Below are 19,496 nucleotides of genomic sequence, written 5' to 3' on the forward strand. Positions count from 1 at the left end.
TGCGAAGGGTCAGTATATTTAAATTATTTCATCTTAAGGAACGCGTAACGTAGCTTTTCTCACTGGCTCCCGTCTAACTCTAGATACAATGCAGTTTTAATACAGTGGAACGCAACATACCTTTCCAATACGCACCAGCGTATACGATTTTTCCTGCGCAACTATTTAATTTTACCCGTGTTATAAAGCGCTATGCTTATACAGTGAAGAGGAGAGAAGGATGAGACTTCTATTTGTATCGATTTTGATTTCAGGTTTCTATTCCAACTGGATTTACGCCGCTGTCCAGCGTGTAGAAGTTTACACGTATAATACTTTACCTCCTTTTGCCTATACTGACGAAAATGGAAAGTTAACCGGACTGTACGTGGAATTGGTCGAAACGGTAATCCGGCAAATGCCCCGGTACGAAGTGGTGTTTAAGGTTGTGCCTTGGCAGCGCGCTAAAATGATGGCTGAAAAGGGCGAAGCGTTCGCTATATTAGCCCCTTATTTTCATGCCCACGACTGGTTAAGTGAAAAGACTGATAAACCTTATATCTGGCCCTATTCAATGTCGTTATACACTCAGCACGATATTGTTGTGTGCAACGAAGAAACGGCTGTGCAGGCCCGGCCCAATTTCCCGGAGGACTATGAAGGGCTGAATTTCGTTATGTGGCGTGGCGATGGCAGAGCGGGAACCAAATTTGATCAAATGGAAAAAGAGAGTGGAATTTCAGTCTCCCGGGTAAACGACGTAAAGACGGCTATTGAAATATTGCGTCTGGGCAGAGCCGATTGTACAGTGACATCGAAAATACCTTATGACTGGTTGAGCCGTGAACTCGCCAAGGAAGTACAAGGTTCTAAAAGATCACAAGGTAATATGGTCAGGTTAGTTAAGATGGATGTAATTTCGACCAATGATGCTTACTTGGGGTATACCAGCATTAACGATGAAAACTATCCTTTCAAAGACGACTTTGTTATGCAATTTGACATAGAGCTCTATCGCTTGAAACGCAATGGGATGGTTAATCGCATAACGCAGAAGTATATGAATGAGTACTTGGAGCGGGCGACCCCTGAATCACTTGGCGCAATATGGTCTTCTTATTCCCGTTATTAACTTTATCCATCCTTTGTTTAACGCAAAGAGGCATCATAAGTCACTATAGTGAGCTTGTAATTAAATTATGACGCTTACTTTTTGTGTAAGATGTTAACGGTAGGAAATACCGTAAAAGACGGTAATATAGGCGGTGGTGTTAAATTCAAATAAAAGGACAACTATGCTAAAGCTTGGAATAGTAGCGATGACTGCTACTTTATTGTGCGCTTGTGTGGACTCTCAAACCAAAGAGGCTTCGAAGGCGCGTGCCGTTGCCGATCAACCCGATGCCACTGCAGTGAAATCATCAATGGAAGAGGGCAAAGATTACCATTCGTTTGCCAATCCTGATGAAATTAGGGTGACTCATTTAGCGCTGGATTTAACCGCTGACTTTAGGGTAAAACAGTTATCAGGGCACGCGACGTTGTCGTTGGAAAGACAGCAGGAAAAGGCAGATACACTGATACTGGATTCCCGTGACCTGGTGATAGAAAATGTTACCGTGGACGGAATGCCGGTACAATACAAGCTAGGTGAAGCAGACGAAGAACTGGGCGCGGCATTGACCATCTCTTTGCCTCAAAACGCCGATACTGTGACTATTGCCTATGCGACATCGCCAGAGGCGTCGGGCGTCCAGTGGTTGACACCCGCCCAAACGGCTGGGAAACAACACCCTTTTCTGTTTACCCAGGCCCAGGCAGTGCATGCACGAAGTTTCATACCATTACAGGATTCTCCCCAAGTACGGGTAACGTATAACGCTGTCATCCGTACCCCGAAAGAGTTGTTAGCAGTAATGAGTGCGGCAAACGACCCTGATACGCCACGAGATGGTGAATACGAATTCATTATGCCGCAGCCTATTCCTTCATATTTAATTGCACTGGCAATAGGAAACCTGGAATTTAAAGCCATGGGCGAGCGTACAGGCGTGTATGCCGAACCTGAATTACTTAATGCTGCCGCTCAAGAGTTCGAAGATACCGAAGCCATGCTCAAGGTAACAGAAAAAACGTATGGTCCTTATAGTTGGGATCGATATGACTTACTTATTTTACCTCCATCGTTTCCATTCGGGGGGATGGAGAATCCGCGATTGTCGTTTATAACGCCCACCGTCATTGCCGGAGATAAGAGTCTTGTATCACTGATTGCCCACGAACTTGCCCATAGCTGGTCTGGGAATACGGTCACAAATGCCACTTGGCGCGATCTTTGGTTAAACGAAGGTTTTACCACCTACTTGACCTATCGAATTATGGAAATGGTATATGGCCATGACCGATTTAAAAAAGAAGCCGTGCTGGGATATCAGGATCTTGAAGCAGATTTGGAAGCCTTGGAAAGTATTGATGAAATCCTGGCGATTGATCTGCGCGGACGAAATCCCGATGATGTATTTTCTAATATCCCTTATGAAAAAGGCGCGTTATTTTTAAGAGAACTAGAACAAAAAGTTGGCAGAGATAACTTTGATGCCTTTTTAAGAGAATATTTTAACCACTTCGCATTTCAAAGTATTACTACGGATGAATTTATTGCTTACTTAGATAAGACGTTGTTGAGCACTTACGCAGATAAATTAGATCGGAACCGCATTGAGCAGTGGATATTTGAGCCGGGTATTCCTGAGGGAGCGCCAGAGCCGCAATCTAATGCATTTTTCAACATAGATACGACTCGTTCGGCATGGTTAAACAATGAGGTGGCGGCCGAGGATATTTCTACACAAGAGTGGACTGTACACGAATGGCTTTACTTTTTGAATAATATGCCAGAGTCCCTTTCTGATGAGCAACTCGCCGAGTTGGATAAGGCTTTTGCGCTTACCGCTAGTAAAAATAACGAAATTGCCCATAGTTGGCTGTTGATCGCGGTTAAAAATGAATATAAACCAGCGTTTTCCAGGTTGCATGAATATCTCGTCAGCATTGGTCGCAATAAACTGGTTAAACCTTTGTACCGTGAGTTATCAAAGACAGTAGAAGGCAAAGCATTTGCTAAAAGGGCGTTCGAGGAAGCGAAATCGGGCTATCATCCGTTAACCATTAAGGCGAATGAAGGGTTTGTAAATTAGCAATTAACGATAAAAAGGGGGGACTCTTTTATTAGTTCTCCCAAATCCCCTCACTCTAGATCAAAGAGAAGGGTTAAAAGTGGGTGAGTCCCCTTTTTTATCATGGCACGTAGTTTGTAAAAGTCATCACTGGGAGAGGTCGATGCGGAGCTATCCGGAACTAAAAAATGAAGTTGAGCGCTTACAATCACTATATGAACTGAGTATCCTCGATACGCCTCCCGAAGAGCGTTTCGATAAAATTACCCGTTTTGCGCAGGAATATTTTCGATGCAAAATCTGTTTAATAAGTTTGGTGGCGGAAGATAGACAATGGTTCAAATCGAGGCAGGGCCTGAATGTTTGTGAAACCCCACGTGACATTTCATTTTGCACATACGCTATAGCGGAAGAAGAATATTTAATTATTCCGGACGCCCATGAAGATTTCCGATTCGCTAAAAATCCACTGGTAACAGGTGATCCGTTTATTCGCGCTTATGCGGGTATTATTGTGCACTCCCCAGATGGGCATGAACTTGGCACATTATGTATAATTCATGATAAACCCCGCGAATTTTCACCAAAAGATATAGAGATGTTGAAAAACTTTGGGGAGATGGTCGAACAAGAATTCAAAAAAGGTTTCACTCCAAACTAAGTTATGTTTATCAGTGGTTAGTACAACGTTGAGGATGCACTTAACCGTCATGAAATAGTGGCCGCGTTGCTCAGACTCTATGGTGGAGCTTTCTTCCCAGCGTGAGTCTGAGCAGGGGAACCCTTATATTTTACACGGGAGCAGATACTTTTATTTATGACATATATTCATTTGGTCACTATACGCTCTCACCATGTGTAAAGCTGGTTGGGTTTTAGGGGATAGGATACCATCGTCCCGTCAGCTCTTAGTGCACGGAATAGAATAACCTGCAGATATAGCCAGTTGAGAGTTATGCTAAACGAAAAAAAGCGAACTAAATTAGTTCGCTTTTTTCGTAGTGAGTAGCCAGAGACTGACCAGAGAAAACAATTCAACAGTGTAATATGGTTGAATTTAATTATGTCAAAATGACTTAAGCATTAATGATGCCATTGTGTAAGTTGTTGAATATTATAGTTTCCCATTTCGCGAGATGCTCACGATGTTAAAAATCTGGACACTTGAGAAATATGCCATCGCAAGTAACCATCCGCCGGCTCACTGCCAGTCCAGCTGAGAGCGGGGCGATAGTTGTTAGCATGTTCCTGATCCTGCTGAACGAAATATCCACCCCGAACGTAAACGAGTGGGTCATAATTCAATTTCAGCGAGGGTATCTAAGGAATGCGAGTGTGCGGGACCTTAAAATAATTGAGAATTCCAAAGTGGAATCATTGCTGCTCGCTGACTATGTGCGTAAGCACTTTTCTAACCTCGATCATCTATCTATTCTTGAAGCTGGATGTGGGCAAAGTTGGGCTCTGGATTTAAATGGCACTGATTACACGCTTACAGGTATTGATGTCGACGAAGATGCACTAGCTCTGAGAATGCAAAATAGTGGCGACTTGAACACAGCAATTGTTGGAGATTTGAGGGTATTAGACTTACCCGCTCAGCAGTTTGATTTAATTTATAACGCTTTTGTATTGGAGCACATCGAAAACGCCGTACAGGTGTTGAATAACTTTGATCGCTGGCTTAAACCAAATGGTTTGCTGATCTTAAAAATTCCTGATCGCGACTCTGTATATGGCTTTCTTGCCCGTCACTCTCCGCACTGGTCGCACATTTTTTATTATCGCCACGTAAAACAATGTGAAAATGCAGGAAAACCAGGTTTCGCACCTTACCCAGTCGTTTACGATGACTGCATATCCCGTGCTGGGATTAGAGATTATTGTAAGAGGAATAATCTGGAACTCGTAACAGAGTTAGGTAAAAATAACTATATAAAGAAAAGGCGGCTCTCCAGTTTAATGGTGAAATACAGCGCTATGCTCATCAGCCTTTTATCGCTTGGATATTTAGCCTGGCAACACAATGACTTGGTCTTTGTCATTCGAAAAAAGAGCACCGATACCAACTTAAATCGCCACCATGCTTTCTAAATCCGGTGTTTCCTGTTTAAATAATTATAGAGTAACCGAAATTAAGGCAGTGTGATGTCAGTGCATCAAATTAAACATCCGTTGGTGCAACATAAGCTTGGTTTGTTGCGTGAAGAAAATGTCAGTACTAAGGATTTTAGAGATTTAACCAGCGAAATAGGTAATTTGCTGACCTATGAAGCAACCCGAGATCTTCCCACTGAAACGGTCAAGATAAGAGGATGGACTGGTGACGATATAGAAGTCCAACGCATTAAAGGAAAAAAAATTACCATCGTACCTATTTTACGCGCGGGATTAGGTATGTTAGACGGGGTGGTAGAGTTGATCCCTAACGCAAAAATCAGTGTGGTCGGCCTCTACAGAGACGAAGAAACGCTACAGCCGGTACCGTATTTTGACAAAGTGGCAGCGCAAATAGAGGAACGCATGGCGTTAATTGTGGATCCTATGCTGGCCACTGGAGGCACCTTTAACGCCACCGTCGATTTATTAAAATCAAAAGGCTGTAAGCATATTATGGGGCTATTTCTGGTTGCTGCACCTGAAGGGATCGAAGCGGTCACTTCAAAGCACCCGGACGTCGATATTTTCACCGCATCAATTGACGAACGACTTAACGAGAAAGGGTATATATTGCCTGGCCTGGGTGACGCCGGGGATAAGCTTTTTGGTACCCGCTAATGCACACAACGACTAATAAAACATTGAAGTGATATTGGCTATTCGCCTCAACATAGCAACGTCATGCTCAGTCCAAGCCACTGGCGCGTCTGTTGCCTCGCAACAAATAATTCCAATGGGTACAAAATCTTGATGGAAGATGTAATCTAACAGTGAATAAATGTTATTAGGTTGTAAATAGGAATCACTCAGACAACTGGTATCTGGATGTTCTTGTGCGATAGGTGCTATTACCACGTCTTTTTGGAAAAGTGCGGAAAAATAATCCTGGCATGATGTACTTGACAAGTTCTGATCAACATCTAATGAAAAAGTGTCATCTTCCAGCAAACACAAACAGGTTATTGCATTTCTACTTTCATTAAATTGCCACAGAGAGATCCTATTTGCACTGCGTATCACCCGACTCACGCAGACGCATATTTCTTTAAATTTGCTTTCTCTGCTTACTAAATGACGGCTAAGTTTTATCGTGAGATCAGTGAGCGGATCAATGTCAACCATAATGGGGTTTACTACGAATTAGGAGATCAAATGCAATGTATAGATGAACATATCAAATTAACGAACTGAAAAGTAGCAAAATGAGATTGTGCATTGCTTGACTTATTAACTAAAAAGTCTCTTTCACTGGAAAGAATGTTTATATAATAGACGGATTAGTAGAGCCACGAAATGATGTAGGTGAACCGGGCCCTCTGGCGGATGGGGCGAATCAGTTACTATTTCCATAAGGGGTAATGAAGTGGCGGGCTCCGCTGTGACTGCCGGTAAAATTTCACATCCATCACGTATGCTTGTATGGCCAATAAACGCAGATAATTGTTTAAATTCTGGGCTAACCAGCCATTGTTTTCTTTGAACCCCTCGTTACTAAGCGTAATGCTACCACTTGAATGGTGTTCGGGGTTAGGCTGCCACTACGTTTACTATGTATAGTCATGGCGAAAACGTCGTATACGTGAGGATGAGTTTTACAAAAAAAAGCCGGCTGCGATTTCTATCTATGAAATAAAAAAATCGGGTGGCATTCCGTATCAACGGAATAGGTTACCCACTTAAATCGCCCCAGACTAATTCTTTAAAATGCTTTCGGCACATAGATTCGTATCGATCATTCCCCCCGATTACCACCTGATCGCCTGTGGTAACCGCATTGCCCTTTTCGTCTAAACGCACGACAAAATTGGCTTTTCTGCCACAATGGCAAACCGTTTTAAGTTCAAACAGTTTATCCGCCCAGGCCAACAGGTAATGACTCCCGACAAAGGTTTCACCCAAAAAATCGGTACGAAGGCCATAAGCTAAAACCGGCACATCTAGTTCATCAACCACTTCAACAACTTGCATTACCTGTTGTTTAGTTAAAAACTGTGCTTCGTCAATGAAGATGCAGTCTAATCGCCTTTCGGCCTGAAGTGCCGCCACCCGCTGATAAATATTGTCGCTCTCCTGGTATAGCTGCGCTTCTGCTTGCAAGCCAATACGCGAAGTGACTTTGCCTACTTCGTAACGATTATCAATCGCTGCGGTAAAGATAACCGCATGCATACCACGCTCGCGATAATTATAGGCGGACTGTAACAATGATGTTGATTTGCCTGCATTCATTGCAGAGTAATAGAAATATAATTGTGCCATATCTTTATTATTGTTGGTGTTGTTCGAACCAGTTGGTCAACTCACGCACAGGGAGGGGGCGAGCATAATAATAACCCTGCAAAAAATCTACACCCATACGCGTTAAACGTTCTGCATGATCGCGTGTCTCTATCCCTTCTGCTACCGTCTTGTAACCAAATTCTTTCGCAATTAGTAAGGTTGCTCGAATGATAGTATCACTGCCTTCCTCTAAATTCTGCACAAAAGCGCGGTCAATTTTGATATGGTCAAAATTAAGGGTTTGCAGTTGACTTAGTGACGAAAAACCGGTGCCGAAATCGTCGATCGAAATTTGTACTGCGCGCGACTTGATCGCATTAACCTGTCGCTGCACTCTTTCTCGGTTGTCGGCAAACACCGACTCAGTGATTTCCAGGTGTAGCCTTTCGGGTGCAAGTCCTGAACTTTTTAACGCCCGATCAAGGGATTGAATAAAATTATTATCCATTAACTGGATAACCGATACATTGACGGACACGGCTACATTATGTCCTAAAGACCATTGCGTTGCATCGATGCAGGCACGATTAAGCACCCAGTCTCCAATTTCGTGGATGAGTCCGATTTTTTCCGCAATGGGGATAAAATAATCAGGCCTGACAGGTGTATCGTGGAATGTCCATCGCAACAGCGCTTCGGCAGCCCAAACCCCATTGTCCAGACCATTAACGATAGGTTGGTACACCACTGAAAACTCACGTCGATTGATTGCTTGACGTAATCCATCTCTCAATGCCTGCTCTTTGCGCAAGGAATCGTAAATTGTTGCATTGAATACCCCCACTGTTCCCGGTTGAATGCGCTTTTGTTCATACATAGTGACGTCGGCTTCTTGAATCAATGTCGAAGCCGACTCTCCATGTTCAGGGAAAAGGGCGATACCGATGGTGGCATCCAGTAAAATTTGATTTTCATCCACAGTGAACGGAATCGTAAGCCCACTTCTAGCGGCCTGCCCAACCGCGATAGCGGTATCCCGGTTGGCGTAGGGTAGGGCCACTACAAATTCGTCCCCGCCCCAGCGAGCAATATGATCGGGTTCACAGAAACGTCGCAATCGCGTAGCTACTTCGATAAGCACCTTGTCGCCAATTTGATGCCCCAAGCTGTCATTGACTTGTTTAAACCCGTCTAAGTCGACGAATAGTACAGCCAGTCCGTTATCATGCTTACGACTGGTTTTAATGATGCTTTCAAGATGACGTTTAAATCCCGCCCTATTCAATAATTCAGTCAGCGGGTCACGGTTCGATAAGCGGTGAATGTCATCGGTACGCTTCAGTACTTCCTCTTCAAGGGTAACGTTGGAATTATCCAACTTTTCATTGATACTTTTTAACGCTTCGTTGGCCCTGGCCACTTCGTTGCGTTCGCTTTTAAGCTGGTTAATTAACGATTCATTGATTTTTTTTATCTCAATCGCCTTGCTGAAAAAAGCGCTGGATTTGAGAGAAATGCTAAATAAAAGTATCCAGTAGGCGACGCCAAGGGTTCCGATAACGTTAAACTCATAGCGCATGTCAGTAAGTGCCAAAATTGAGACAGGCAGTATCAGCAACGTACAGTAGAGGGAAACCAGTGGCCGGCTTGGTGCAAGTAGCGTGGCAGCCCCGCCAGCCATCGCAGACACGATGACTAGAGTAGTCATAATTTCCATCGTGTTCATGTGGTGGTACAAAACAGTTACGTACGCTGACCAAAGTGTGATATTGGCTATAGCGCCGGCTGAAAATCTAATTAACGGGATTTCCGGATCGTAGTCCGTGCCCTGTAAGGCCAACCGCCAATAAAGAGTATCGGCAAGGCGAAGCATTACAATGCCAATTAACGTATACCAAAAATACAATTTGACTGAATGAATCGCGGGGTTCTCGAAACCAAATACCAGGCACGCCATGGCCAATATTGTCATTAGCAAACCAATGAGAATATTGCCATGAAGCAGTGATATCACGTCATAGCTACTATATTGATCTTCTGGTCGGGCTAATAACAATGACTTGACGTCCAAGCTGGTTGCCTACCTAAGTATTTTAAAATTAGTAATGTAGAGAGTACATTACAAGAAATACGTCATACAGTCTAAATCTACTCGTGTGAAAATGGACATAGGCAATCAAGTTCCCGCTGAAATCTCCTTGCCTCGTGATGGAAGCTTCCTTTGTAGCGAAAACCCATGCCGTAAAAGACGAGAGGGGGCTGAACACAATACAGATGTTGCACCTCTAACGGGTGAGAATGCCTCCCTTTCAAATTAAAGAAACTGGCAAACTATGTCTTCCGGCCGAAAACTAAGCCCAAAAGGGTGCTCGTTAACTGTACATTACCGCCTAGTTACTCCTATAAATGTGCTTCTCAACTGTATACTAACTCCCTGTGTTAGCGGAATGGTATAACAAAGTGGCAATAAAAAAGGCAACCCGGAGGTTGCCTAAGAGATAACTTTACAGTTCTGCTATGCCGCGTCTTGTCTGGCTGATTCTTCCGCTGGGAGGTTGCCATTAGCGTCAAGCAGTTCCATATCGAAAGTAAATTCATCGACACGAACTGCAAGCTTGCGTTTCTCATTGTAATCGTGAAGTAATGTCGCTTCAGCAGCTGAGATGACCCCTTTTGCTTGCAATTTGTTCAACGCATTCTCCAGCGATAAAAACGGCACAACCGGCTCTTTGCGTAATGCTTTTTGTACTTTCGTCAGTAAGTGCGCTACAGCATGCTTGGCTTTAAACGCCTGTTCGTTAATATCATTCCCATCACCAGGAATAGGGCGAACTAAATGAGTAAGCTGGGCTTTGACGCTGTCATCCTGCATAGCCGCTAACGACAATTCACGTAGTAAGTCATCGCTGATACTGCTTACGCTATTAGAATACGTATTTGTTAACACTCGCATCAAGCCTCGAGTCGCTGCATTGGGGAAATTGTTGATGAAATCAACAACTGCCTGCTCACCCTGTTGAAGTGACCATTGCATCGCATAATCAAAATAAGGCTTAGCTAACTTACGGTCTTCGATACGCTGTTCATAAAAGCGGATGGAAGCCATCGCACCGTATAGATAGCTCATCACATCGCCTAGGCGAGCAGAAAGCAATTCCGCTTTTTTAAGATCACCGCCCAATACAAGCAATGATAAATCCGCCAGCGGGGCAAGTTTCGCAGCTAACGCATTCATACGTTTTTCGTATACACGCACTTCTGGTAAACTGGATTCCGCTTCGCGGATAAACGGCAGGTAACTCTTACCCAAGCTACGGAAAGCATTTTTGACACTAAACCCAATCGTCTTTCTCAATACTTGGTTAAATTCCCCATCGGCGGATGAATCGTTGCTATGAATCAAATCCACCATTTCTTTCAGGTACGGATGGCAACGCATCGCCCCCTGACCAAAAATCATCAGGTTACGGGTAAGAATATTTGCCCCTTCCACAGTGATGGCAATGGGTAAAGCTGAATAGCCACCAGCCAGCGTATTTTGGGGGCCTCGTTGGATCGCTTTACCTGCCTGAATATCCATCGCTGAATTAAGTACGTCGCGCGCCAGTTCAGTCATGTGGTACTTGGCTATCGCAGTCACTACCGCTGGTTTTACACCCAGCCCAAGTCCTTCAGTTGTTAACACGCGCATTGCTTCAAGCAAGAAAGTTTTCCCTGCAATGTCAGCTACTTTACTTTGAATACCTTCAAAACGACCAATTGGCAGACCGAACTGCTCACGTACGAAGGCATATTCAGCGGTACTCTTTAACGCAGATTGACCCGTCGCTGTACCCATGGCAGGAAGTGAAATACCGCGACCTGCCCCTAGACAGCTCACCAGCATTTGCCAGCCTCGACCAATGTTTTTCTGACCACCAATGATGAAATCCATCGGTATGAATACATTTTCACCACGCGTAGTACCATTATAAAAGCGTACTCCCATAGGGTCGTGGCGATTACCCAGTTCCACACCTGGGTGTGATTTAGGGAGTAATGCGCAAGTGATGCCCAGTTCCAGCTTATCACCTAACAATTGCTCCGGATCGTAAACTTTAAATGCCAGACCAAGTACCGTCGCAATCGGAGCAAGCGTGATATAACGCTTGTCCCAGCTAACAGATAACCCAAGTACTTCTTCGCCGTTATATTCCCCTTTAGTGACGATAGCTGCGTCAGGGATCCCTCCGGCATCAGACCCAGCCTCTGGGCTGGTTAATGCAAAGCAGGGGATATCTTTTCCAACGGCCAAACGAGGCAACCAATAGTTTTGCTGCTCTTCAGTACCGTAGTGCATTAATAGTTCGCCTGGACCTAATGAGTTAGGCACCATGACAGTAACGGCAATCGCACCACTTTTGGCTGCAATAGTCGCAACGATGGTGGAATTCGCGTAAGGGCTAAACTCTAAACCACCGAATTTCTTCGGGATAATCATCGAGAAGAAGCGATTTTCACCTAAGAAATCTAATACTTCCTGGGGGATATGTTTGTCATTGCTTAATTCAAAATCATCTACCATTTCAAGCAATTGTTGAACGGGCCCATCTAAAAAGGCCTGCTCTTCTGCGCTTAACTTTGCCTGTGGAATGGAGCGTAGTGCTTGCATATCCGGTTTACCACGATAAATAGAAGACTCGATCCAAACATCGCCCGCATCAAGGGCTTCTTGTTCGGTAATCGAAATTGGTGGCAATACTTTTTTCAAGCTAGTTCTGATACTCATAATACTCATCCGCTCATCTGACCAGTTGTTTGTAGTCATACTACATATTTTTATCTAAAGATCAAATTTTCCGTAAAAAAGCGATCCTTATACCCGAACAGATCGTTAGCTGCAGTACACGCTATAATCTGAGATAGATTTTCGTACTTGGGTATCGAAAAAAGCGCTTGTGTGGCATACACTTAATCCCAAACTATTGTTCCGATTCATAAAAAGCAGGTAATCATTGATGCGAGCACTTCCCAACTGGATTGCATGGTTTATTAAATGCCCTAAATTAGGTTTGGCGTTATTCCTGGTTACTTGCGTCTTAGCGACGATTGGTGCCAAAAACCTCTATTTTCGTGGTGACTACAAAGTCTTCTTTGAAGCGGACAATCCCCAACGTGTCGCCTTTGAAGAAATGCAAAACATTTTTAATAAAAGCGAAAATGTTTCCTTTCTGATTGTGCCGGACAGCGGTACCGTTTATCAGCCTGGTACGTTTGAGTTAACCCAGGCGCTTACGGAAGATGCCTGGCAGCTCCCTTTATCATTACGGGTAGAATCTCTTTCCAACTACCAGCACACCTACGCTGAACAAGATGACATGATTGTTACTGATCTCATTCGGAAAAGTCAGACAGATCAAGAGCATATTAACTGGGTGCAGGATATAGTCCGTTCCACACCCGAAATTGAAGGACGATTGGTATCAGATAAAGGGAAGGTCACGGTAGTTGATGTAACAGTACAATTGCCTGATGGAGACCAGACCAAGGAAGTCATCAAAATTGCTGACTATGCCCGCACCCTTGAACAAAAATATGAAGCAGCCTATCCAGACCACCAAATCTATTTAAATGGTATGGTGATAATGAACGATGCGTTTGCCGTGGCCGCCCAAAATGATGCGGAAACATTGGTGCCGCTAATGTTTTTAATTATTACTGTATTAATTGGGCTATTAACCCGCTCACTATATGCGGCTATTTCAACATTGATTATTGTTGCGGCGTCCATCTCCATCACATTAGGGCTAGCCGGTTGGTACGGTTTGTTTTTAAGTACGGCAACCGTAAATGTGCCCACCATGGTGACGACCTTGGCAGTCGCCGACTGTATACATATCATTGTGGGCATGCGTCTGTTTTTAGATACAGGCATGTCTAAATCTGATGCGATACACAAAAGTCTGCTTATCAACAAAAAACCCATCATTATTACCAGTGTGACCACCGCCATTGGCTTTTTGATGTTGAATTTTTCTGCGGTTCCTATACTCGCTGACCTTGGCAATATGACGGCGGTTGGCGTGATGTTGGCTTGCGTATTCTCGTTGACGATATTACCCGCATTACTCACCTTGATGCCGTTTAAAGGGGCGTCATCGCAGGCAAATAAGCAACAGAGTTTTGAGCAAGCAGGGAAGTGGGTAACCCAGCATTACCGAAAGGTCTTGCCTGTCTCTGCGCTCATCCTGATAGCGGTTTCATTGTTCTCCGCTAAGAACGAGTTGAACGATGTGGCGGTGAATTACTTCGATGAGTCAAGTACCTTTCGTCAGGCCGTTGATGTTCAGAAAGAGTATCTTGGTGGAATGTCGAATATGGATTTTGTTGCCTATACCGATGAACAGTATGGGATAACCGATCCGGCATTTTTAACCAAAATCGAGCAGTTCGCCACGTGGCTGGAAACGCAGCCTGAAGTTCAGCACGTACTAAGCTTTTCCGATACGATGAAGCGGTTGAACATGAATATGCATGCAGATCAACCTGCATTTTATCGTTTGCCAGAAAACCGAGAGCTGGCGTCCCAATACCTGCTGCTCTACGAGATGTCGTTGCCCTACGGTCTTGATCTTAATAATCAGATAGATATTGATAAATCCGCTTTGCGGGTCATTGCCGTATTGGATAATTTGGGCAGTAAGGAATTTACTGAGTTCGAACGCCGCGCTAAGGCCAGATTTGCGGAATTGGCACCGGATTTGCGTTTGGAAGCGGCAAGTCCACCGCTCATGTTTGCGCACATTGGTGAGCGCAATATGAAAAGTATGGTGGGCGGAACGTTACTAGCGCTGGTTTTGATATCAGGTTTAATTGTCATTGCACTACGTTCCTGGTTTTTAGGTGGAGTGAGTCTCCTCACCAACTTGGTCCCCGCAGGGGTAGGATTTGGCGTATGGGGGATACTATCGGGCGAAATCAATATGGCCTTATCGGTGGTTTTAAGCATGACGTTAGGTATCATTGTAGATGACACGGTGCATTTTCTTTCAAAATATCAGGTGGCGCGTCAGGAAGGACGAACCGTTGAAGAGGCTGTTCATTATGCATTCAGAACCGTAGGGTTAGCCTTAACCACTACAACGATTGTATTAGCAGCAGGTTTTGGTGTACTTACGTTATCGAGTTTCGCCTTGAATGCTGACATGGGGGCACTGACAGTCATTATCATTGTTGCTGCATTATTAATAGATTTACTATTCTTACCCGCATTTTTAATGTGGTTAAACAAACGAAAAGGGGCGGTTAAGCATGATCCGATTAGCGAACAAACATAATTGGTTAGGGGGCCTGATCACCTGTGCCATATTAATGACACCTATCGTTAAGGCTGATGAAGAATCAGAAAAAGAAGGGTTGCGCATTGCTACTGAGCGCAAAAACAGCGATCGTGGCTGGGATAACTCTTTGGCTGATATGTCTATGATTTTAAGGAATGCACAGGGTCAGGAATCAGAACGTAGATTGCGTGTGAAGACGTTAGAAGTACAGGAAGATGGAGATAAAGCCTTGACTATCTTCGACTCGCCAAGGGATGTCAGCGGAACGGCTTTCCTCAGTTTTTCTCATTCTAAAGAGCCGGATGAACAATGGATTTATTTGCCTGCACTTAAGCGCGTAAAACGCATAGCTTCTCAAAATAAGTCGGGTCCGTTTATGGGTAGTGAGTTTGCCTTTGAAGACATGACATCATTTGAGGTGGATAAATTTACCTACGACTTCTTGCGGGAAGATACATATCAGGGTGACGATGTGTATGTCATCACGCAAATCCCGCAAGACGACTTCTCAGGTTATTCGAAGCAAATTGTGTGGATCGATAAAGAGCATTACCGGGTGAGGAAGGTAGAGTTCTTCGATCGGAAAGGCGATTTGCTAAAAACACTGGAATTCGAAGACTATACGTTATTTGATGATAAGTTCTGGCGGCCTTTAAAAAGTTTCATGTATAACGTTCAAACCCAAAAATCCACTGAGCTAATCACACATGAATTAGAGTTTGGTGTCGGGTTAGAAGACTCAGATTTTGATGAAAACAGTTTACGAAGAGCAAGATAAAACCGTGATAAAAACAATTTTAGTGAGTGCAGGATTTCTACTTGTTAGTTTCTCAGCCAGGGCAGAGGTGGATATTGGGGGACAAGCTGGTATTGAAGCCCGTTATTTTTTGCAGGACGCTGCTTACCCAGAACAACAACGTGAGTACCTTTCCGCGTATATTGAACCTGAGTTTTATTATGAGTGGAATGACCGTGCTGACAGCATTCTATTCAAGCCTTTTTTCCGGATAGACCAGCATGACGAAGAAAGAACTCATTTCGATATACGTGAGCTGCAATGGCTGCATGCGTCTGAGAACTGGGAAACACGAGTTGGCGTGGCACACGTTTTTTGGGGACAAACCGAGTCTATCCATTTGGTGGATATTATTAACCAGACTGACTCAATTGAAGCAGTAGATGGCGAAGATAAACTTGGCCAACCCATGGTGAACTTAAATGTGTTTGGTGACTGGGGCACATTGTCGGCGTTTGTATTACCCTATTTTAGAGAGCGAACATTTGCGGGAATGGATGGACGTCTTCGTCCGCCGATTCCTATTGACGGCGACAATGCTTTATATGAGTCTGACGATGAACAGTCTCATGTCGATTACGCACTTCGTTGGCGCAACAGTATTGGGCAATGGGAAGTAGGCGTATCTTTTTTTGATGGTACATCCCGTGAACCTGAGTTACTTACCCAGTTCGACGGCACTGGCAACGCGAGTATCAGGCCTTACTATGCGCAAATCGAACAGTTTGGTGTTGACTTACTCAAGGTACAGGGTGCGTGGCTACTAAAATTTGAAGGTATTTACCGTACAGGGCAAAGTGAAGATTTTGCGGCGGCGGTAGCTGGGTTTGAGCGAACAAGTGTAGGTGTATTTGATACCCAATACGATTTAGGGTTGTTGATGGAATATCAATATGATGAACGCGATGACAATTTTTTCGCCACCGGCCAGAATGACCTGATGACAGGGGTGCGCTGGGTATGGAATGATATAGACGGTACTGAGTTCTTGTTTGGTTATATTCAGGATCTGGATGATTTTGAAACGTACAGTGGGTTTGTGGAAGCATCGAGCCGAATAACAGATAGTTGGCGCTGGAAGATAGACGCATACTTCTTTTCGTCCGATGATGAAACGGATACTTTTTATTTTTTAAGACGAGATGATCATATTCAGTTATCTTTAGAGCATTTCTTTTAACCATTTAAAATAACAATAATAGTGATGAAAAAAATACTTGCGATGGGGGCGTTCTGCGTGAGCGTTTCCTTTAATGCGTTCGCCACCGAGAAAATGTACGGGGTCGTAACGTCTGGCTATACCGATTTGAAATTTAATGAACTGGAAACGGATAGCGTTAATTACTCGCTCGGCCTTGGTCATCAATTCAAGCGCCAGTGGTATGCGGAAGTAGGCTTGCGCCAACTCCTTGATGAAAAGGCAGCTATGACTGCAATGAAAGCGTCCTCCATGTATCTTGCTGTATTGGGTAAAGCTGGCCATCAGGTGGGTGAACTGTTTTATAAATTAGGCGTGATGAATATAGATGTGCAGGGCTATCAACCAGCAGATGCACAATCATGTACGTTAGGCAGTGTGTCAGCAATGTCTGGGTTGTGTGATTACGATGAAGGATTGCTGGGTGGTATGATAGCCTTGGGATTTGACTATCATTTAACCTTACGAACGATGATCCGTTTGGAAATCGAGCATATTCGTGGCGAAAAAGATTTTAAAGCAAATGTGGTTAATTTGGGTATTCGGTATAACTTTAACTAATCTATATTGGTATAAACGCAGTACTTTTGTTTAGACCTCTTTTGAATGCGAAAAGTGAAAAGCGAAAAACATACTATGAAAAACGAGCTGGATGCCAAATTCTTACTGCAAGTGTTTGAGAAGATACGTCAATTTGGTGAAAAACAGGATGATAAGTATCGTCTAAACGGAATTACCGCCTTTACTGATCTAGACGGTTACACGTTGTTTGTGGAAGATCCCAAGGTGAAGCTGCAATTTGGGTTTCATAATCAATACCACTTTGATTATGAGTCATCTGAACATTTCGAACAGTTTCAGAAAAAACTGAAACAAATAGACGAACAGTATTAATTCACTATTTGTCTGACTAAACGTCAGGCAATGCTGCTCGTACTTCAATGCAAGGCACTAAGAGGGTACAATATCTGAAAAACTATTGGAATTGTATCGTTGTCTGCTGCCATTAAGCCGCCCAAATTTTCCCTACGCTTTCTTTTACCCCAGTATTGGCCTATATGGCTGGGTAGTGCTGCGCTGTATCTCGTCACCTGGTTACCTCTTCCTGTTATTCGCTGGCTGGGCGCTCAGGTGGGTTTACTAATGGGCAGGGTGGCGCCTAAACGTGTGCTGGTAGCCAGACGAAATGTTGAACTTTGTTTCCCCGAGATGTCGGTAGATGAACGCGAAAAGCTGCTACAGGAAAATATTAAACGTACCGGAATGGCACTTTTTGAGACCGCGATGGGGTGGTGGTGGCCAGCGTGGCGGGTAAAGCGCGTCTTTCACGTTGAAGGTTTTGAGCATATTGAAAAAGCTTTTGCCCAAGGCAAAGGCGTCTTCGGTATGGCCCTGCATAATGTAAATCTGGAATTTGCTTGCAGAGGAATGGGGTATACGTGGCCTTCAGTAGGGTTTTACCGTAAGCATAATAATGACCTGATCGATTTTATGCAGTACCGCGGCCGTGCCCAATCAAATAAATATATGATTCACAAACGGAATGCAAAAGCATTGTTATCAGCACTGGATGAAGGCGAGTTGTGTTTGTATTTACCCGATCAGGATTATGGCCGGGCGCAAAGTATTTTTGTTCCATTTGGAGGGGTAAAAGAGACCGCCACCACCACTGCGACGCTAATGTTTATTCGACGTACAAATTGCGTTCCACTTCTTATAACGTCTCAGTACACAAGTGATGGATATAAGGTTAAAATATATCCTGCTATGTCCGAGCTGGCTGATATGAATGATGAAGAAGCGCTGACACTGCTTAATGCACGCATAGTAGAGATCATCCAGGAACAGCCAGAAAGCTATTTGTGGATGCATAAACGCTTTAAAACAAGGCCACACGACATGGCGTCGTCACTCTATTAAAATAACAATAATACACGCGCTGCCGATACCAATATTATAAGCCGCTAGCAAACGGTGTTGTGCGTAAATTACGGTGTAAGAATATGGCACAAAAAGGTTTTTCTAGCTCAATGTTTTGGGCAAAACATTTAGGGTTAGCCCTGGCACTAATTATTATCGCCGGGGTCTTAATTTACATGCAATCTGAAAACGAATCTGCGCCGGTTCCCGAAGGTGAAACCAAGCAAAAAAGCGTTGCAGATGGACTGAGCGATTTCTATCGAGAATTTCGCATGTCGTCTGACGAAAAGATTAAAGAAAATAATGGTGATTTTGTTCTTGATGTGACGAATGGTGAGCAAAACCTCGACAGTAAACTTCAGGATATGTCCAGTGATCTTAAGCCTATCAACAAACGTTGGGTAGGTGAGTATAAGCTGCGTAGTTTTAAAGCGGGAGGGACGCTTCGCGAAACTATTTCATCCTATGCCGAGCTGGAAGGGATGCAAGTAATTTGGGATCTTGATCAAGATTTTGTCATCAAACACCATTTTCAGATTGACGGTACCATTGTGAAAGCGCTCTCAGATATTGCGACGGCGATAGACAGTAATTTTTCAGGTGAAGTGAGAACGTATATTTGCCCTAAACAACGTTCGTTGGTGGTCACAGAAAATAAAACCAAATACCTAAAAGCCGAATGCAGTGAAGTGAAACGTTCTTGAGGTACATAATTAGTACATTTTACG

General features: G+C 43.9%; 16 protein-coding genes. 12 read left to right on the plus strand and 4 right to left on the minus strand.

The features are described 5' to 3' along the window. Positions 1-220 precede the first annotated feature (220 nt). From OPS25_RS01720 to upp, 5 genes are all read left to right on the plus strand, one after another. Positions 221-1,111, plus strand: coding sequence for a substrate-binding periplasmic protein (locus tag OPS25_RS01720; protein WP_265615920.1), 891 nt, complete (start codon positions 221-223; stop codon positions 1,109-1,111). A gap of 163 nt (positions 1,112-1,274) precedes the next feature. Then, positions 1,275-3,176: a M1 family metallopeptidase gene (locus OPS25_RS01725; RefSeq protein WP_265615921.1), complete on the plus strand. Its 1,902-nt coding sequence runs from the start codon at positions 1,275-1,277 to the stop codon at positions 3,174-3,176. Between the two features lie 142 nt (positions 3,177-3,318). Beyond that, positions 3,319-3,816, plus strand: a complete 498-nt coding sequence (locus tag OPS25_RS01730; protein ID WP_265615922.1) for a GAF domain-containing protein — start codon at positions 3,319-3,321, stop codon at positions 3,814-3,816. A gap of 512 nt (positions 3,817-4,328) precedes the next feature. Next, positions 4,329-5,249, plus strand: a complete 921-nt coding sequence (locus tag OPS25_RS01735) for a class I SAM-dependent methyltransferase (RefSeq protein ID WP_265615923.1) — start codon at positions 4,329-4,331, stop codon at positions 5,247-5,249. A gap of 54 nt (positions 5,250-5,303) precedes the next feature. After that, on the plus strand, positions 5,304-5,933 hold the full coding sequence (gene upp / locus OPS25_RS01740; protein WP_265615924.1) for a uracil phosphoribosyltransferase: 630 nt from the start codon (positions 5,304-5,306) through the stop codon (positions 5,931-5,933). Between the two features lie 12 nt (positions 5,934-5,945). Here the strand turns inward: upp and OPS25_RS01745 are convergent, their stop codons facing one another. The 4 genes from OPS25_RS01745 to OPS25_RS01760 form a co-directional block, all read right to left on the minus strand. Beyond that, positions 5,946-6,437: a GAF domain-containing protein gene (locus tag OPS25_RS01745; RefSeq protein WP_265615925.1), complete on the minus strand. Its 492-nt coding sequence runs from the start codon at positions 6,435-6,437 to the stop codon at positions 5,946-5,948. A gap of 546 nt (positions 6,438-6,983) precedes the next feature. Further along, positions 6,984-7,574 carry a thymidine kinase gene (locus tag OPS25_RS01750; protein WP_265615926.1) on the minus strand — a complete coding sequence of 197 codons (591 nt, stop codon included), beginning with the start codon at positions 7,572-7,574 and terminating at the stop codon, positions 6,984-6,986. A 7-nt stretch (positions 7,575-7,581) separates the two neighbouring features. Continuing rightward, a complete protein-coding gene (locus tag OPS25_RS01755; protein ID WP_265615927.1) occupies positions 7,582-9,606 on the minus strand; it encodes a putative bifunctional diguanylate cyclase/phosphodiesterase in 2,025 nt (674 codons plus the stop codon). Between the two features lie 444 nt (positions 9,607-10,050). Next, positions 10,051-12,303 carry an acyl-CoA dehydrogenase gene (locus OPS25_RS01760; RefSeq protein ID WP_265615928.1) on the minus strand — a complete coding sequence of 751 codons (2,253 nt, stop codon included), beginning with the start codon at positions 12,301-12,303 and terminating at the stop codon, positions 10,051-10,053. Positions 12,304-12,532: 229 nt separating this feature from the next. Here OPS25_RS01760 and OPS25_RS01765 point away from each other — a divergent pair, with 229 nt between their 5' ends. The 7 genes from OPS25_RS01765 (at position 12,533) to OPS25_RS01795 (ending at position 19,472) form a co-directional block, all read left to right on the plus strand. After that, positions 12,533-14,851, plus strand: a complete 2,319-nt coding sequence (locus OPS25_RS01765; RefSeq protein ID WP_265615929.1) for an efflux RND transporter permease subunit — start codon at positions 12,533-12,535, stop codon at positions 14,849-14,851. Between the two features lie 34 nt (positions 14,852-14,885). Then, positions 14,886-15,632: an outer membrane lipoprotein-sorting protein gene (locus tag OPS25_RS01770; protein ID WP_265616138.1), complete on the plus strand. Its 747-nt coding sequence runs from the start codon at positions 14,886-14,888 to the stop codon at positions 15,630-15,632. After that, on the plus strand, positions 15,604-16,830 hold the full coding sequence (locus OPS25_RS01775; protein ID WP_265615930.1) for a hypothetical protein: 1,227 nt from the start codon (positions 15,604-15,606) through the stop codon (positions 16,828-16,830). Before OPS25_RS01770 ends, OPS25_RS01775 begins: the two co-directional genes overlap by 29 nt. Before the next feature lie 24 nt (positions 16,831-16,854). Then, positions 16,855-17,409: an outer membrane beta-barrel protein gene (locus OPS25_RS01780; protein ID WP_265615931.1), complete on the plus strand. Its 555-nt coding sequence runs from the start codon at positions 16,855-16,857 to the stop codon at positions 17,407-17,409. 75 nt (positions 17,410-17,484) lie between these two features. Further along, on the plus strand, positions 17,485-17,742 hold the full coding sequence (locus OPS25_RS01785; protein WP_265615932.1) for a DUF3081 domain-containing protein: 258 nt from the start codon (positions 17,485-17,487) through the stop codon (positions 17,740-17,742). 99 nt (positions 17,743-17,841) lie between these two features. Further along, entirely contained in the window at positions 17,842-18,768 is a 927-nt protein-coding gene (gene lpxL / locus OPS25_RS01790) for an LpxL/LpxP family Kdo(2)-lipid IV(A) lauroyl/palmitoleoyl acyltransferase (protein WP_265615933.1), read from the plus strand. Positions 18,769-18,851: 83 nt separating this feature from the next. After that, positions 18,852-19,472 (plus strand): toxin co-regulated pilus biosynthesis Q family protein, encoded by a 621-nt coding sequence (locus OPS25_RS01795; protein ID WP_265615934.1) that lies wholly within the window; start codon positions 18,852-18,854, stop codon positions 19,470-19,472. Positions 19,473-19,496: the final 24 nt, after the last annotated feature.

The sequence above is a fragment of the Alteromonas aquimaris genome (genome assembly GCF_026183695.1).
GTDB lineage: Bacteria > Pseudomonadota > Gammaproteobacteria > Enterobacterales > Alteromonadaceae > Alteromonas > Alteromonas aquimaris.

Bases quoted from the DNA above. Each gene is read 5' to 3' on its own strand.
- OPS25_RS01720 (WP_265615920.1), top strand. From the start codon at position 221: ATGAGACTTCTATTTGTATCGATTTTGATTTCAGGTTTCTATTCCAAC.
- OPS25_RS01725 (WP_265615921.1), top strand. From the start codon at position 1,275: ATGCTAAAGCTTGGAATAGTAGCGATGACTGCTACTTTATTGTGCGCT.
- OPS25_RS01730 (WP_265615922.1), top strand. From the start codon at position 3,319: ATGCGGAGCTATCCGGAACTAAAAAATGAAGTTGAGCGCTTACAATCA.
- OPS25_RS01735 (WP_265615923.1), top strand. From the start codon at position 4,329: ATGCCATCGCAAGTAACCATCCGCCGGCTCACTGCCAGTCCAGCTGAG.
- upp (WP_265615924.1), top strand. From the start codon at position 5,304: ATGTCAGTGCATCAAATTAAACATCCGTTGGTGCAACATAAGCTTGGT.
- OPS25_RS01745 (WP_265615925.1), bottom strand. From the start codon at position 6,437: ATGGTTGACATTGATCCGCTCACTGATCTCACGATAAAACTTAGCCGT.
- OPS25_RS01750 (WP_265615926.1), bottom strand. From the start codon at position 7,574: ATGGCACAATTATATTTCTATTACTCTGCAATGAATGCAGGCAAATCA.
- OPS25_RS01760 (WP_265615928.1), bottom strand. From the start codon at position 12,303: ATGAGTATCAGAACTAGCTTGAAAAAAGTATTGCCACCAATTTCGATT.
- OPS25_RS01765 (WP_265615929.1), top strand. From the start codon at position 12,533: ATGCGAGCACTTCCCAACTGGATTGCATGGTTTATTAAATGCCCTAAA.
- OPS25_RS01770 (WP_265616138.1), top strand. From the start codon at position 14,886: ATGACACCTATCGTTAAGGCTGATGAAGAATCAGAAAAAGAAGGGTTG.
- OPS25_RS01775 (WP_265615930.1), top strand. From the start codon at position 15,604: ATGAAAACAGTTTACGAAGAGCAAGATAAAACCGTGATAAAAACAATT.
- OPS25_RS01780 (WP_265615931.1), top strand. From the start codon at position 16,855: ATGAAAAAAATACTTGCGATGGGGGCGTTCTGCGTGAGCGTTTCCTTT.
- OPS25_RS01785 (WP_265615932.1), top strand. From the start codon at position 17,485: ATGAAAAACGAGCTGGATGCCAAATTCTTACTGCAAGTGTTTGAGAAG.
- OPS25_RS01795 (WP_265615934.1), top strand. From the start codon at position 18,852: ATGGCACAAAAAGGTTTTTCTAGCTCAATGTTTTGGGCAAAACATTTA.